Origin of the sequence: Delftia sp. DS1230 (assembly GCF_040112715.1) — a bacterium.
Taxonomy (GTDB): domain Bacteria; phylum Pseudomonadota; class Gammaproteobacteria; order Burkholderiales; family Burkholderiaceae_C; genus Comamonas; species Comamonas tsuruhatensis.
The window spans coordinates 1,898,864-1,913,637 of record NZ_CP157763.1 but is presented as its reverse complement, the minus strand read 5'-3'; the positions used below and the strand labels follow the sequence as shown (position 1 = coordinate 1,913,637).

The window sequence follows — 14,774 nt, the reverse complement described above, 5'->3', positions numbered from 1 at the left end:
AGCGAAGGCGCTCAGGCCGACAGCAGCAAGGCCTGCGCGCCCTGCGCCGCAGCGGCCACGCGGGCGGCTGCCAGCGGCTCGGCCCTGCGGGCAATGCTCACGACATGGGCCACGGGCGCGAAGGTTCGCCGGTGCTCCTGGCAGGCGCCATGCAGGCGCAGCGCGGCAAGATGGGCCGCCGTGCCATAGCCCTTGTGGCCGTCGAAGCCGTATTCCGGGTATTGCTCATGCAGGCGCTGGCACCACCGATCCCGCGTGACCTTGGCAAGAATGGAGGCCGCCGAGATGGACTGCACCAGGGCGTCGCCCTTGACGATGGCCTCGGCCTGCACATCCAGCACGGGCAACTGGTTGCCATCCACCAGAACCAGTACCGGCTTCAATCGCAGGCCCAGCACCGCGCGGCGCATGGCCAGCAGCGTGGCCTGCAGGATGTTCAGGCGATCGATCTCTTCGACCGAGGCCTCGGCAATGCTGCAGCACAGCGCCTTGGCACGGATCTCGTCATAGAGTGCCTCGCGGCGCGCAGCCGTGAGCTTCTTGGAATCGTTCAGGCCCTCGATGGGATGGAGATCGTCAAGAATGACAGCGGCGGCCACCACGGGGCCGGCCAACGGGCCGCGGCCCGCTTCGTCCACGCCCGCAACCAACCCCGGCGGATGCCAGGGCAGGCACGCCTGTTCAGGCGGCAGTGGGGGCAATGATTTTCTCGATCGCATGGGCGGCCAGTTCGGCAGTATCGCGCCGCAATTCATGGTGCAGCGCTGTGAAGCGCTGTACCAGCGCTTCGACGGTTGAAGGGGAATGCTCGCAGGCCTGCAGCCATTGCAGCACGGCCGCGCTCAGCGCCTGGGGCGTTGCCGCATCCTGGATCAGCTCGGGCACGACGAAATCGCCGCACAGGATGTTGGGCAGGCCCACCCAGGGCTGCAGTTGCTTGCCACGCATCAGACGCCAGCTCCACGGGTGCATGTTGTAGCCGATCACCATGGGCCGCTTGTACAAGGCGGCTTCCAGCGTGGCCGTGCCGCTGGCTATCAGCGTCACGTCACAGGCTGCCAATGCGTCATGGGACTGGCCGCGCACGATGTGCAGCGACGAAGCCATGCCGGCTTGCGCGGCAATGCGCTGCAGCTCGTCGAATTGCGAAGGCACAGCAGGCACTACTATTTTAATAGCTGGCAGCGCCTTCCGAACCAAAGCTGCCGCCTGAAAGAAGCGGGCAGCCAGGTAACGTATTTCAGAGCGCCGACTGCCGGGCAGCACGGCCAGCACCAGACCATCTTCGGGCAGCCCTAACCGGCGGCGCGCAGCTGCGCGGTCGGGCTGCAGCGGAATCACGCTGGCCAGGGGATGGCCCACGTAGGTCGCGTCTATGCCATGGCGGGCCAGCAACTCGGGCTCAAAGGGGAAGATGCACAGGACATGATCGGCCGCGCGGCGGATCTTGTCGACGCGATCGGCACGCCAGGCCCAGATCGAAGGACAGACGAAATGCACGGTCTTGATGCCCGCAGCACGCAGATCGGTTTCCAGCCCCAGGTTGAAGTCCGGCGCGTCGATGCCGACAAAGACGGCCGGCCGCTGCTGGAGCAGTCGCTGACGCAGCTGGCGTCGGATATTCAGAATCTCGGCCAGCCGGCGAAACACTTCCCAGCTGTATCCATGCACGGCCAAGCGCTCGCTGGACCACCAGGCTTCAAAGCCGCGCTGCTGCATCTGCAGCCCGCCGATGCCAAAGGCCGAGGCCTCTGGCCAGCGGGACTGCAGCCCCCCCAGGAGCAAGGACGCCAGCAGGTCGCCAGAGGTTTCTCCGGCGACCATGGCAATCGATGGACTCAGGCGCGCCGATGGCGCCGCGTTCTCTGTCATGCCGTCCTTTCGCGCGCCAGATCAGCGCGCAATGCCCCGGGTCGAAGCCGCCAGGAAATCCAGCATCAGCGATACATCGGCCGCGGCCTCGGGCAGTTCACCCTCCAGCGAAGCAATGGCTTCTCGCGCAGCTTCAAGGGTCAGTCCCTGGCGGTACAGCAGACGGTGCATCTGCTTGACGGCCTGAATGCGCTGCGGCCCGAAGCCGCGACGGCGCAAGCCTTCGATATTGAAGCCGCGCACGGCCAGCGGATTGCCATCCACCATCATGAAGGGCGGTACATCCTGCGAGATATGGCTGGCAAAGCCGGCCATGGCATGGGCACCCACCTTGGTGAACTGGTGCACACCCGTCAGGCCGCCCAGGATGACATAGTCGCCCACGTGCACGTGGCCGGCCAGGGTAGCGTTGTTGGCCAGGATGGTGTGGCTGCCGACAACGCAGTCATGAGCCACATGCACATAGGCCATGATCCAGTTGTCGTCGCCGATGGCCGTGACGCCCTGGTCCTGCACGGTACCGGTGTTGAAGGTGCAGAACTCCCGCACCGTGTTGCGGTCACCGATAACCAGCCGGGTAGGCTCGCCTGCGTACTTCTTGTCCTGGGGCTGCGCGCCCAGGGACGCGAACTGGAAAATCCGGTTGTCGCAGCCAATGCGGGTATGGCCTTCAACAACGCAATGCGCGCCGATGGTGGTGCCGGCGCCGATTTCCACATGCGGTCCGATGACGGCATAGGCGCCGACCGACACCGACGAATCCAGCTGCGCAGCGGAATCTATCAGTGCCGTGGGATGGATGCGTTCAATGCCAGCCATGCGCCCGTCAGCCCACGTTGCGCATGGTGCACATCAGCTCGGCTTCGCAGGCCACTTCGTCTTCGACGCGAGCCACGCCCTTGAACTTCCAGATGCCGCCGCGCACACGGTCGATGGTGATCTCCAGCACCAGCTGGTCGCCCGGCTCCACGGGACGCTTGAAGCGCGCCCCGTCGATGCCCACGAAGTAGTAGATGTTGTTCTCATCCGGAACCTGGCCCATCGCATCGAAGGCCAGAAGGCCGGCCGCCTGCGCCAGCGCCTCCAGGATGAGCACGCCAGGCATGACAGGGCGGCCCGGGAAATGGCCCATGAAATAGGGTTCGTTGAACGTGACGTTCTTGATCGCCTTGATGCGTGTATTGCGCTCAAGCTCCGTGACCTTGTCCACCAGCAGGAAGGGGTAGCGGTGGGGCAGTTGCTTGAGAATTGCGTGAATATCCATCATTGCGTTCCGTTATGGCCTTGATCCGCCGATTGCTGCAGTTGCCGCTCCAGGGCCTTGATGCGATCGCGCATGGAGTGCAGCTGCTTCAGCGTCGCAGCATTTTTTTCCCATTTGGCGTTTTCATCCACGGGAAACATGCCCGTGTAAACACCTGATTGTGTCAGCGAACGGGTCACTACCGTCGCTGCCGAAATATGCACCCGGTCAGCCAGCTGCAGATGGCCCAGCACGATGGCCCCGCCTCCCACGGTGCAATGCGCGCCAATGCGCGCGCTGCCGGCCACCCCCACGCAGCCGGCCATGGCCGTATGCCTGCCGACGTGCACGTTGTGACCGATCTGGATCAGGTTGTCGAGCTTGACCCCATCCTCGATCACCGTGTCGTCCAGCGCACCCCGGTCTATGCAGGTATTGGCGCCGATTTCCACATCGTCGCCGATCCGCACGCCGCCGAGCTGCTCGATCTTCACCCATGCGCCGTTCTCGGGCGCGAACCCAAAGCCGTCCGCCCCCAGCACCACGCCGGAATGCAGCAGACAGCGCGCGCCCACATGGCAGTTCTCGCCAATGGTGACGCGCGACTTGAGCACGGTGTGGGCACCGATCGTGGCACCCTCCTCGACCACGCACAGCGGGCCAATGGTGGCCGATGCATCAACGATGGCGCTCTCGTGCACCACGGCGCTCGGATGGATACCGGCCGGCGCCACGGGCCTGCAGTTTCGCTTCCACCACTGCGTGGCCCTGGCGAAATACGCATACGGATCAGGGACCACGATGCAGGCACCCCGCTGCTGCGCCAGCTCGCGCATGGCGGGCGCCACAATAACGCAGGCCGCCTCGGAGGCGGCCAGTTGCTGGCGGTAGCGGGGGTTGCTCAGAAAACTGAGATCCCCGGCCCCGGCAGAGTCCAGCGGTGCGATGCGGGAGATGGACATCTCCCTTTCGCCACCGACCAACTCGCCACCGAGTGCATCGAGGATCTGGCCCAACAATACGCTCACGGCATGCAGCCCTGGACAGCTGGCTTACTTGCCGCCGCCGTTCAGCGCCTTGATCACCTTGTCAGTGATGTCGTACTTGGGGTTGATGTAGACGGCTTCCTGAAGGATGACGTCGTACTTCTCGGATTCGGCCACTTGCTTGACCACCTTGTTGGCGCGTTCCAGCACCTGGGCCAGTTCTTCGTTCTTGCGGGAGTTCAGGTCTTCCTGGAACTCACGGCGCTTGCGCTGGAACTCGCGGTCCTGATCCACCAGCTGGCGCTGGCGCGAGACGCGCTGGCTTTCGGCCATGGTGGGAGCTTCACGCTCGAACTTCTCCGAAGCGCTCTTGAGCGAGTTGCCCTGGTCAATCAGCTCCTTCTCACGCTTGGAGAATTCCTGCTCCAGCTTGGACTGCGCAGCCTTGGCAGTCGATGCTTCACGGAAGATGCGATCCGTATTCACAAAGCCGGCCTTGAACTCCTGGGCGTGCGCGGAAACGGCCATGGCGCCAAGCAGCACAGCCAGGGAAAAATGGCTAGATAGAGATTTCATTAGAAAGAGGTTCCGATTTGGAATTGCAGTCGCTGGATTTTATCCCCGGTCTGCTTGCGGATGGGTTGAGCAAAGGCCAGGCGCAGGGGACCCAGCGGGGAAATCCAGCTGATGCCCAGGCCCGTGGATGCCCGCAGCTCCCCGAGATCGAAGTTCTCGTTGGCTCCGTAGACATTGCCCACATCGAGGAATGTAAAAAGACGCAAAGTCCTGTCATTGCCAGCACCAGGGAACGGAACCATGAACTCGGCGTTCAATGTCACCTTCTTGGAGCCGCCAAGCGCCAGGTTTTCCTTGGTGTCGCGCGGACCCAGCGAGCCCTGCTCGAAGCCACGCACCGAGCCCAGGCCACCCGAGAAGAAGTTCTTGAACAGCGGGAACGGACGGCCATTGAGGCCCTTGCCGTAGCCCAGTTCACCGTTCAGTGCCAGCGTGTACTTCTTGCTCAGAGGGATGTACTGCTGGATCTGGTAGTTGGCTCGCACATAGCGGGCCTCGCCACCCACCGACCACTCGGTGTTCAGGCGCTGGTAGAGACCGGAGTTGGGCGCCAGCGCGCTGTCGCGGCTGTCGCGCGACCAGCCCAGGGTCAGCGGTATGCCGGTGTTGGAGTAGCCGTACTTGTCGGCATAGTCCTTGTACGCCTGGGGCAGGTAGGTGCCGGGCTTGATTTCGGAGCGCTCCACGCCGCCGCCGAAGTAAACGGTGTCGATCTCGCTGAAGGGCACGCCAAAGCGGACGCTGCCGCCCGAGGTGACGATCTTGTAGGCCGCATCGTCGTAGTAGGGACGGTCAGTGCGGTAGTACAGGTCGTAGGTGCGCGAGATGCCGGTGTCCGTGAAGTACGGGTCCGTGGTCGACAGCACCATGGTGCGGCGGTACTTGCTGGTGTTCACGTCCACGCCCAGGTAGTTGCCCGAGCCGAACACGTTTTCCTGCTTGATGCCGAAGGACAGCGAAACCTTTTCAGCGCTGGAAAAACCAGCGCCCAGCTGCAGCGAGCCGGTGGGCTTTTCAGCCACCGAGATGACCAGATCCACCTGATCAGGCGAACCCGGCACTTCCTGGGTTTCGACGTTGACTTCGGTGAAGAAGCCCAGACGGTCCACCCGGTCGCGCGACAGGCGAATCTTGTCGCCGTCGTACCAGGAAGCCTCGTACTGGCGGAATTCGCGGCGGATCACTTCGTCGCGCGTGCGGTTGTTGCCGCTGAGATTGATGCGTCGCACATAGGCGCGGCGAGAAGGCTCGGCGTGCAGCACCAGGGCCACCCGGTTGGTCGCACGGTCGATGTCCGGCACGGCCTCGACGCGCGCGAAGGCAAAGCCGAAGTTGCCGAAGTGCTCGGTGAAGGCCTTGGTCGTTGCCGTGACCTGATCGGCGTTGTAGGGCTCGCCGGGCTTGATCTTGACCAGGGACTTGAATTCGTCGTCGCGGTCCAGGTAGTTGCCTTCCAGCTTGACGCCGGAGACCACGAAACGCTCGCCTTCATGGATGTTCAGGGTCAGCGAGATGGTCTGCTTGTCGGGCGAGATCGCCACCTGGGTGGAGTCCACGCGGAACTCCAGGTAGCCACGCTGCAGGTAGTACGAGCGCAGCGTTTCCAGGTCGGCGTTGAGCTTGTTGCGCGCATAGCGGTCCGACTTGGTGTACCAGCTCATCCAGTTGCCGGTGTCCTGGTCAAAAAGGTCCTTGAGCGTGGATTCGCTGAAGGCCTTGTTCCCGACGATATGGATCTCGTTGATACGGGCGGGATCACCTTCGGTCACCGTGAAGGTCAGGTTGACGCGGTTGCGCTCGATGGGCGTGACCGTCGTGACGACTTCGGCGCCATACAGGCTGCGGTTGATGTACTGGCGCTTGAGCTCCTGCTCCGCGCGGTCGGCAAGTGCCTTGTCGAACGGACGCCCCTCGGCCAGGCCCACATCGCGCATGGCCTTTTGCAGGGTTTCCTTGTCGAATTCCTTGGTGCCGGCGAAGTTCACTTCGGCGATGGTCGGGCGTTCTTCAACGACGACGACGAGCACGTTGCCGTTGGCTTCCAGGCGGATGTCCTTGAACAGGCCCAGTGCGAACAGCGAGCGGATGGCGGCTGCACCCTTGTCGTCGTCATACTGGTCACCCACGCGCAGGGGGATGGAAGCGAAGACCGTGCCCGGCTCCACGCGCTGAAGACCTTCGATGCGGATGTCCTGTACGCGGAAGGGCTCCAGTGCCCAGGCTGCATTGGCAGCCAAAACCATGGCAGCCAGGGTCGATGCAGCGCGCACGCCCAGGCGATTGATACGTTTAGTCATGAATGGATTTGCCGCCGCTGCGGCTTGCCGAAAACGGCTGAAAAGTTAGCCCCAAAGCCGGTTGATATCGTTGAAAAAGGCGACGGACATCATCATCATCAAAACCGCCACGCCTGCACGCTGCAAGCGTCCGGCCCAGACTTCCGACACGCTTCGGCCAGTCACGCCCTCCCAAAGATAATACATCAGGTGCCCACCATCGAGCACCGGCAGGGGGAGCAAGTTGAGAACCCCCAGGCTGATGCTGATCAGCGCCAGGAACGAGAGATATTGGACCAGGCCCATGCTGGCCGAACGCCCCGCGTAATCGGCAATGGTCAGGGGCCCGCTGATGTTCTTGAGCGAGGCCTCGCCGATCACCATGCGGCCCATCATGCGCAGTGTCAGCGACGACAGCTCCCAGGTGCGCTGCACGCCGGCCCACAGGCCCTCCAGCGGACCGCGCTGCACCAGAGCCATTTCCGGGGCGCTGCCGATGTAGGCGCCGATGCGGGCGATGCTTTCCTTGCCGTCTTCCGATCGGCCCAGGTCGGGCAGCACCGGGATCTGCAACTGCCGTCCCTCGCGCTCCACCAGCCAGATCTGCTGCTGGACCTGGCCCGATGCGCCCATCTTGCGGATGAGATTGCGCAACTGCGTGCCATCGTCCACCGAGGTGCCACCCACGCGCAAAACCAGATCGCCCTGGCGCAGGCCCGCCTTCTCGGCGGCACCACCGGCAATCACCTTGTCCAGCACGGGCTGCGTCCAGGGACCAAGCAAGCCCAGGCGCTCGAAGAAGGCGGCATCGGGCTCGCCCTGAACCTGACCAGCCAGCGCGAGCCGCAGTTCGGACGGGGCGGTGCGGCGGGCCTGGAGCACCTCCATGCGCACGGACTCGTCATCGAGCGCTGCACGGGCCAGCGTCCAGCGCAGATCATTGATGGAGCGGACCTCTTCCCATTCCTGGTCACCCAAAGCCATGCGCAGCACGCGATCGCCGCCTTGAACACCCGCCATCTGCAGCACCGTGCCTGCTGGCGGTGTTGCCAGCCGTGCAACGGGCTCCTGCATGCCGACCCAATTGACGATGGCCAGCAGCGCAATGGCCAGCACGAGATTGGCCACGGGACCTGCGGCCACGATGGCTGCACGCGCACGCAGCGGCTGGGTGTTGAATGCCAGATGGCGTTGGTCGGCAGGCACCTCGCCCTCACGCTCATCGAGCATGCGCACATAGCCGCCAAGGGGCAGTGCACCGATGACAAATTCCGTGTCCGAACCCTTGCGCTTCCATCGCAGGATGGGGCGGCCGAATCCGACGGAAAAGCGAAGCACCTTCACGCCGCAAGCCACGGCGACGCGGTAGTGGCCCCACTCATGCACGGCAATCAGCAAGCCCAGTGCGACCACGAATGCGACAACGGTCAGCAACAATTGATACTCCTTTGAATCCAATGCGCCTCTGGATTCCGCCGCAGGCCCATCAAGAAAACCCTCCTGACCTGCGAAGCCGGCATCACAGCTGCCACTGCCGCGCCACGGTCTGCGCGATTTCGCGCGCCTGCGCGTCCAGGGCCAGCAGGTCTTCCAGACTGCCCAGTGTAGGCGGCAGCAAGGTCTCGAGCGTGCGCAAATTCACAGCGTGGATACGGTCAAATGCCAGGCGCCGCTCCAGGAAGGCGGCAACGGCGACTTCGTTGGAAGCGTTGAGAACCGCCGTGGTTCCCTCGCTGGCGTGCAGCGCCTGCCAGGAAAGGTGCAGGCCCGGAAAGCGCACGGCATCCGCCTCCTCGAAGGTCAGGGCAGACAGCTTGGCGAAATCCAGGGGCGCCGCACCGCTGGCGATGCGGCGGGGCCAGGCCAGGCCGCAGGCGATGGGCACGCGCATGTCGGGCGTACCCAGTTGCGCGAGCACCGAAGCATCCTTGAACTGCACCATGGAGTGCACGATCTGCTGCGGATGGATGACGACCTTGATCTTGTCAGGCGCCATGTCGAACAGCCAGCGGGCCTCGATCACCTCCAGCGCCTTGTTCATCATGGTGGCCGAGTCCACGGAGATCTTGCGCCCCATGGAGAAATTCGGGTGCGCGCAGGCCTGCTCCGGCGTGATCTCGGACAGGGTGGACGGATCGCGCAGGCGAAAAGGCCCGCCCGAGGCTGTGAGCAGCAGACTGTCCACGCGATCGGGCCAACTGGTGCGGTCTTCGGGCAGGCACTGGAAGATGGCCGAGTGCTCACTGTCAATGGGCAGCAGCGTTGCGCCGTGGCGCTTGACGGTGTCCATGAACAGTGCACCGCCAACCACCAGCGCCTCCTTGTTAGCCAGCAGCAGACGCTTGCCGGCGCGTGCGGCAGCCAGGCAAGGCGCCAGGCCCGCCGCACCGACGATGGCCGCCATGACGGCATCGGCTTCAGGATGCGAGGCGATCTGCTCCAGCGCGTCAGGCGACTGCAGCACTTCGGTGGCCAATCCATTGCTGCGCAGCTGCTCAGCCAGCAGCCTTGCATGCGGCGCGCTGGCCATGACGGCGTAGCGGGGCTTGAATTCGGCACACTGGCGCAGCATCAGGTCCACCTGCGTGGCCGCGCTGAGCGCAAAGACTTCGTAGTGATCGCGGTGGCGCGCCACCACATCCAGCGTATTGGTACCGATGGAGCCTGTGGAGCCCAGGACGGTGATTTTCTGCTTCATGAATGCGCGAAAGAGGAAAGCATCAGGGCCAGCGGCAGGGTCGGCAGCAGGGCATCGACGCGGTCGAGGACGCCGCCATGACCGGGTAGCAGGCCACTGCTGTCCTTGACGCCGACGCTGCGCTTGACCAGGGATTCGACCAGGTCGCCGACCACGCTCATCGCGGCCATGAAAACAACCGCCAGCAGCAGGAACCAGGCCCCGCGCGCCAGCAGCAATGAATAGAAACTGGGCACGGCCAACGCGTAGTGGCGGTCGGCCCAGACCCAGACTAAGGCCAGCACCAGAACGCCTGCCATGCCGCCCCATACGCCTTCCCAGCTCTTGCCGGGGCTGATCGTGGGAGCCAGCTTGGATTTGGTGAATTTCAGGCCCAGGGTCCGTCCTGCGAAATACGCGAACACGTCGGCCACCCAGACCAGCACCAGCACCGACAGCAGGAAGTTGATGCCCATCATGCGCGCCTGCACCACGGCGACCCAGGCCAGCCACAAGGCAAGCACTCCACCGACCAGGCGCACAGGCGCTGCAATGCGAGGCCAGCCAGCCACGCCGGCACGCAGCAGCGCCCCGCCACCCAGCACCCAGGCAGCACCGGCAACAATCCAGAGCGCTGACAGCGGACGCTCCAGCCAGCCGGCAGCCCAGGCGCCCAGGCACATCGCCGTGCAGATGGCGCCTATGCCGATGGCGCCCGCGGTGCCAAAGCCGTTGAGACGCCCCCATTCCCAGGCACCTGCCGCCATGAGCACGAGCACGACCACGGCGAACGGAATACCCGTGGGATAGAACAGCGCAGGCAACAGGATGGCCAGCAGGATCAGGGCGGTGATGACTCGCTGCTTGAGCATGGCTCCCCCTTGTTCAGGACGTCTGCGGATGGGACGACGTCGGTTGTGATTGTTGTACTTGCGCGGAAGTCTGGCCGAAGCGCCGCTCGCGTGAAGCGAAAGCCGCGATGGCCTCGTCCAGGCAGGCCTCATCGAAATCAGGCCACAAGCTGTCACTGAAGAAAAGCTCGGAATACGCAGCCTGCCACAGCAGGAAGTTGCTGATGCGCATTTCCCCGCCGGTACGGATCAGCAGATCCGGGTCGGGCACATGGGCCAGCGCGAGCGCGCGGTCCAGGCTCTGCGGGGTGATGGGCTCGCCCTTCTCTGCCAGCCGGGCAGCTGCCTGTGCAATGTCCCAGCGTCCGCCGTAGTTGAAGCAGACGTTGAGAACCAGGCGATTGTTGTGCGCAGTGACGGTCTCGGCCTGCGCAAGGCCCGCGCACACTTTATCGCCCAGGCCACTGCGGTCACCGATGAAATGCAGGCGCACGCCGTCGCGGCTCAGTTGCTGCACTTCCTTGGCAAGCGCATTGGCCAGCAGGCCCATGAGACCGGAAACCTCCTCTTCGGGACGGTTCCAGTTCTCGGAAGAGAAAGCGAAGACGGTCAGGACCTGCACGCCGCGCTGGACGCAGGCGCGGGCGCAGCGGCGCAGTGATTCCACGCCCTGCTTGTGGCCGGCCAGTCGCGGCAGAAAGCGGCGATTGGCCCAGCGTCCATTGCCATCCATGATGACGGCAATATGGCGCGGCACCGCGCCGGAGTCTTGTTTGGTCAAAGGTACGGACCCTGAGGCAAATGAGGCAGGACGCCTCAGACCGCCATGATGTCTTGTTCCTTGGCCGCCACCAGCGTATCGATCTCGGCGATGTGCTTGTCGGTCATCTTCTGGACATCGGCTTCGCAACGCTTTTGATCGTCTTCCGAGGCTTCCTTGTCCTTGACCAGCTTCTTGACGGCTTCGTTGGCATCGCGGCGCAGGTTGCGCACGGCGACCTTGGAAGCTTCGCCTTCATTGCGCGCCAGCTTGGTCATTTCCTTGCGGCGCTCCTCGCTCATGGGAGGCATGGGCACGCGGATCAGGTCGCCCAGCGAGGCGGGGTTCAGGCCCAGATCGCTTTCGCGGATGGCCTTCTCCACCTTGGCCGACATGCTCTTTTCCCAGGGCTGGACGCTGATGGTGCGCGCGTCAAGCAGGGTGACGTTGGCCACCTGGGACAGCGGCACCATGGAGCCGTAGTACTCCACATGGATGGAGTCCAGCAGCGATGGATTGGCACGACCGGTGCGCACGCGCGCAAGATTGTTCTTGAGCGCTTCGATGGACTGGCCCATCTTGGACTCGGTGGTCTTCTTGATGTCTGCAATCGTCATGTTCTTGTTCCTTGAAGAGCTGTGTAACGCGGTATCAAAACGCTCAAGCGTACACCAGCGTGCCCTCGTCCTCGCCCATGACCACGCGCTTGAGCGCGCCGGGCTTGACGATGGAGAACACCCGGATCGGCAGCTTCTGATCGCGGCACAGCGCAAAGGCGGTGGCGTCCATGATGCCCAGGTTGCGCGAGATGGCCTCGTCGAAAGCCAGCTTGTGGTAGCGGGTCGCGTCGGGGTTCTTCATCGGGTCGTCGGTGTAGACACCGTCGACCTTGGTGGCCTTGAGCACCACCTCGGCGCCGATTTCAGCGCCACGCAGCGCGGCGGCCGTGTCGGTCGTGAAGAACGGGTTGCCGGTGCCGGCAGCGAACACCACCACCTTGCCCTCCTCGAGGTACTGCAAGGCCTTGGGGCGCACATAGGGCTCCACGACCTGCTCGATGGCAATGGCCGACATCACGCGGGCTGTCAGCCCCTGCTTGTCCATGGCATCGGCCAGGGCCAGGGCATTCATGACCGTGGCCAGCATGCCCATGTAGTCGGCGGTGGCACGGTCCATGCCGACCGAGCCGCCAGCCACGCCGCGAAAGATGTTCCCCCCACCGATCACCACCGCCACCTGGACACCAACCTTGGTGACCTCGGCAATTTCGGAAACCATGCGCTCGATGGTCGCACGGTTGATGCCGAACGAGTCATCCCCCATGAGTGCCTCACCGGACAGCTTGAGCAGGATGCGCTTGTGGGCCGGTGTGGCGTGGGTCATGGTGTTTCTCCGAAGTGGTGGATGATGATGGATGGTGAAGGGAACGGTTCGGGCGCCTGGAAGGATCAGGCGCCGGCCTTGGCGGCAGCCACCTGGGCAGCCACTTCGGCAGCGAAGTCGTCGACCTTCTTTTCAATGCCTTCGCCGACCACGTACAGGGTGAAGCCCTTGACGTTGGTGTTGGCGGCCTTGAGCATCTGGGCCACGGTCTGCTTGCCGTCGGCAGCCTTCACGAAGACCTGGTCGGCCAGCGAGACTTCCTTCAGGTACTTCTGCACCGAGCCTTCGACCATCTTGGCGACGATGTCGGCAGGCTTGCCGGACTCGGCAGCCTTGGCGGCAGCAACGGTACGCTCCTTCTCGATCAGCTCGACGGGCACGTCGGCGCTGGTCACGGACACGGGCTTCATGGCGGCCACGTGCATGGCGACATCCTTGGCAGCCGTGGCATCGCCGTCGAACTCGACGACCACGCCGATGCGCGAGCCGTGCAGGTAGGAAGCCAGGCTGGAGCCTTCGAAGCGCTTGAAGCGGCGGAAGGACATGTTTTCGCCGATCTTGCCGATCAGGCCCTTGCGCACGTCTTCCAGCGTGGGACCGAAGCCGTCCTGCTCATAGGTCAGTGCGCTCAGCGCGGCCACGTCGGCGGGGTTTTGCTCGGCGACCAGCTTGGCGGCGGCGTTGGCCATCGCGATGAAGCTGTCGTTCTTGGACACGAAGTCGGTTTCGCTGTTGACTTCGATCATGGCACCCTGGTTGCCATTGATGAAGGCGGCGATCACGCCTTCGGCGGTCACGCGCGAGGCAGCCTTGCCAGCCTTGGTGCCGAGCTTGACGCGCAGCAGCTCTTCCGCCTTGACCAGGTCGCCTTCGGCTTCGGTCAGAGCCTTCTTGCACTCCATCATGGGCGCGTCAGTCTTTGCGCGCAGTTCAGCCACCATGCTTGCGGTAATTGCAGCCATCGTATTTCTCCAATGTCAGTTCGATTCGTTACAGGATTTCGGCTTAAAAAAACGGGGCTACCCTGAGCCCCGCTTTTTATTCGGCGACGAGGTCGCTCAGCCGGACAAGCTCAATCAGGCAGCGGATTCTTCCACTTCCACGAACTCGTCACCGCTCTCGCCGGATGCGGCCTTGACCACGTCGGTCAGTGCAGCAGCGCGGCCTTCCAGGATCGCGTCGGCGATGCCTTGGGCGTACAGTTGCACGGCCTTGGCAGAGTCGTCGTTACCGGGGATGACATAGTCGATGCCTTCGGGATTGTGGTTGGAGTCAACCACGCCGACCAGGGGGATGCCCAGCTTCTTGGCTTCGGCCACGGCAATCTTGTGGAAACCCACGTCGATCACGAAGATGGCGTCGGGCAGGCTGTTCATGTCCTGAATGCCGCCGATGTCCTTTTCCAGCTTTTCCAGTTCGCGAACGAACATCAGCTGTTCCTTCTTGCTCATGGCTTCCAGACCGGCTTCCTGCTGAGCCTTCATTTCCTTCAGACGCTTGATGGACGTCTTAACGGTCTTGAAGTTGGTCAGCATGCCGCCCAGCCAGCGCTGGTCAACGAAAGGAACGCCAGCGCGCTGGGCTTCGGCAGCCACCAGCTCGCGGGCCTGGCGCTTGGTGCCGACCATCAGGATGGTGCCGCCGTTGGAAGCCAGCTGCTTCACGAACTTCTGGGCGTCCTGGAACATCGGCAGCGACTTTTCCAGGTTGATGATGTGGATCTTGTTGCGGTGGCCGAAGATGAAGGGGGCCATCTTGGGGTTCCAGAAACGGGTCTGGTGACCGAAGTGGACGCCTGCTTCCAGCATATCGCGCATAGTGACGGACATATGAATACCTCAAAGGTTAGGTCTAAAATCCAGCCCGACAATTGCCCCCTGGATACAGGAAGCAACACCTTGAAGGGACTGGTTTGCGATTGACTTTGCAACGGGGGTTGCAAGCATGGGCAGGCATTCATGACGAACACCTCGCACCCCAAAGCCATCACCTGATCTCCGGCAATTCCGAAGAAAATCAGGGTGAACCCCTAGCAAAGCCGCAAGATTCTAGCATACGCCATCCCAAGACTGAGGCTTCGCACCCAACGCGCGCTCACACCCCGCACAGCCACGGCTGCCGCATCGGCCACACACTCCTGTAGTGATAGC

15 protein-coding genes are annotated in these 14,774 nt (G+C 63.4%); all 15 read right to left on the bottom strand.

Features of this window, described 5'->3' with window-relative positions:
• Positions 1-11: 11 nt before the first annotated feature.
• The gene (gene rnhB / locus AAN986_RS08565; protein ID WP_016447477.1) at positions 12-719 is read right to left on the bottom strand and encodes a ribonuclease HII; all 708 of its coding nucleotides are present in this window, start codon (positions 717-719) and stop codon (positions 12-14) included.
• On the bottom strand, positions 682-1,872 hold the full coding sequence (lpxB, locus tag AAN986_RS08560) for a lipid-A-disaccharide synthase (RefSeq protein WP_016447478.1): 1,191 nt from the start codon (positions 1,870-1,872) through the stop codon (positions 682-684). The genes rnhB and lpxB overlap by 38 nt, the downstream gene beginning before the upstream one ends.
• A gap of 21 nt (positions 1,873-1,893) precedes the next feature.
• A complete protein-coding gene (lpxA, locus tag AAN986_RS08555) occupies positions 1,894-2,691 on the bottom strand; it encodes an acyl-ACP--UDP-N-acetylglucosamine O-acyltransferase (protein WP_047218938.1) in 798 nt (265 codons plus the stop codon).
• A gap of 7 nt (positions 2,692-2,698) precedes the next feature.
• Entirely contained in the window at positions 2,699-3,139 is a 441-nt protein-coding gene (gene fabZ / locus AAN986_RS08550; RefSeq protein WP_012206736.1) for a 3-hydroxyacyl-ACP dehydratase FabZ, read from the bottom strand.
• On the bottom strand, positions 3,136-4,143 hold the full coding sequence (lpxD, locus tag AAN986_RS08545) for a UDP-3-O-(3-hydroxymyristoyl)glucosamine N-acyltransferase (protein ID WP_016451336.1): 1,008 nt from the start codon (positions 4,141-4,143) through the stop codon (positions 3,136-3,138). Before lpxD ends, fabZ begins: the two co-directional genes overlap by 4 nt.
• A gap of 24 nt (positions 4,144-4,167) precedes the next feature.
• Positions 4,168-4,677: an OmpH family outer membrane protein gene (locus tag AAN986_RS08540; protein ID WP_016447481.1), complete on the bottom strand. Its 510-nt coding sequence runs from the start codon at positions 4,675-4,677 to the stop codon at positions 4,168-4,170.
• Entirely contained in the window at positions 4,677-6,974 is a 2,298-nt protein-coding gene (gene bamA / locus AAN986_RS08535; RefSeq protein WP_016447482.1) for an outer membrane protein assembly factor BamA, read from the bottom strand. The genes AAN986_RS08540 and bamA overlap by 1 nt, the downstream gene beginning before the upstream one ends.
• 45 nt (positions 6,975-7,019) lie before the next feature.
• On the bottom strand, positions 7,020-8,390 hold the full coding sequence (gene rseP / locus AAN986_RS08530; protein ID WP_047218937.1) for an RIP metalloprotease RseP: 1,371 nt from the start codon (positions 8,388-8,390) through the stop codon (positions 7,020-7,022).
• Positions 8,391-8,472: 82 nt separating this feature from the next.
• Positions 8,473-9,651, bottom strand: coding sequence for a 1-deoxy-D-xylulose-5-phosphate reductoisomerase (gene ispC, locus AAN986_RS08525; RefSeq protein WP_047218936.1), 1,179 nt, complete (start codon positions 9,649-9,651; stop codon positions 8,473-8,475).
• A complete protein-coding gene (locus AAN986_RS08520; RefSeq protein WP_047218935.1) occupies positions 9,648-10,502 on the bottom strand; it encodes a phosphatidate cytidylyltransferase in 855 nt (284 codons plus the stop codon). Before AAN986_RS08520 ends, ispC begins: the two co-directional genes overlap by 4 nt.
• Before the next feature lie 13 nt (positions 10,503-10,515).
• Positions 10,516-11,262 (bottom strand): polyprenyl diphosphate synthase, encoded by a 747-nt coding sequence (gene uppS, locus AAN986_RS08515; RefSeq protein WP_016447486.1) that lies wholly within the window; start codon positions 11,260-11,262, stop codon positions 10,516-10,518.
• 35 nt (positions 11,263-11,297) lie between these two features.
• On the bottom strand, positions 11,298-11,858 hold the full coding sequence (gene frr, locus AAN986_RS08510; RefSeq protein ID WP_016447487.1) for a ribosome recycling factor: 561 nt from the start codon (positions 11,856-11,858) through the stop codon (positions 11,298-11,300).
• 43 nt (positions 11,859-11,901) lie between these two features.
• Positions 11,902-12,624 (bottom strand): UMP kinase, encoded by a 723-nt coding sequence (gene pyrH / locus AAN986_RS08505; protein ID WP_016447488.1) that lies wholly within the window; start codon positions 12,622-12,624, stop codon positions 11,902-11,904.
• Between the two features lie 65 nt (positions 12,625-12,689).
• On the bottom strand, positions 12,690-13,586 hold the full coding sequence (tsf, locus tag AAN986_RS08500; RefSeq protein WP_047218934.1) for a translation elongation factor Ts: 897 nt from the start codon (positions 13,584-13,586) through the stop codon (positions 12,690-12,692).
• Between the two features lie 114 nt (positions 13,587-13,700).
• Positions 13,701-14,453: a 30S ribosomal protein S2 gene (gene rpsB / locus AAN986_RS08495; protein WP_016447490.1), complete on the bottom strand. Its 753-nt coding sequence runs from the start codon at positions 14,451-14,453 to the stop codon at positions 13,701-13,703.
• Positions 14,454-14,774: the final 321 nt, after the last annotated feature.

What these genes read in the sequence shown, in the direction of transcription:
- rnhB (WP_016447477.1), bottom strand. Translation starts at nt 719, where the DNA reads ATGCGATCGAGAAAATCATTGCCCCCACTGCCGCCTGAACAGGCGTGC.
- lpxB (WP_016447478.1), bottom strand. Translation starts at nt 1,872, where the DNA reads ATGACAGAGAACGCGGCGCCATCGGCGCGCCTGAGTCCATCGATTGCC.
- lpxA (WP_047218938.1), bottom strand. Translation starts at nt 2,691, where the DNA reads ATGGCTGGCATTGAACGCATCCATCCCACGGCACTGATAGATTCCGCT.
- fabZ (WP_012206736.1), bottom strand. Translation starts at nt 3,139, where the DNA reads ATGATGGATATTCACGCAATTCTCAAGCAACTGCCCCACCGCTACCCC.
- AAN986_RS08540 (WP_016447481.1), bottom strand. Translation starts at nt 4,677, where the DNA reads ATGAAATCTCTATCTAGCCATTTTTCCCTGGCTGTGCTGCTTGGCGCC.
- bamA (WP_016447482.1), bottom strand. Translation starts at nt 6,974, where the DNA reads ATGACTAAACGTATCAATCGCCTGGGCGTGCGCGCTGCATCGACCCTG.
- ispC (WP_047218936.1), bottom strand. Translation starts at nt 9,651, where the DNA reads ATGAAGCAGAAAATCACCGTCCTGGGCTCCACAGGCTCCATCGGTACC.
- AAN986_RS08520 (WP_047218935.1), bottom strand. Translation starts at nt 10,502, where the DNA reads ATGCTCAAGCAGCGAGTCATCACCGCCCTGATCCTGCTGGCCATCCTG.
- frr (WP_016447487.1), bottom strand. Translation starts at nt 11,858, where the DNA reads ATGACGATTGCAGACATCAAGAAGACCACCGAGTCCAAGATGGGCCAG.
- pyrH (WP_016447488.1), bottom strand. Translation starts at nt 12,624, where the DNA reads ATGACCCACGCCACACCGGCCCACAAGCGCATCCTGCTCAAGCTGTCC.
- tsf (WP_047218934.1), bottom strand. Translation starts at nt 13,586, where the DNA reads ATGGCTGCAATTACCGCAAGCATGGTGGCTGAACTGCGCGCAAAGACT.
- rpsB (WP_016447490.1), bottom strand. Translation starts at nt 14,453, where the DNA reads ATGTCCGTCACTATGCGCGATATGCTGGAAGCAGGCGTCCACTTCGGT.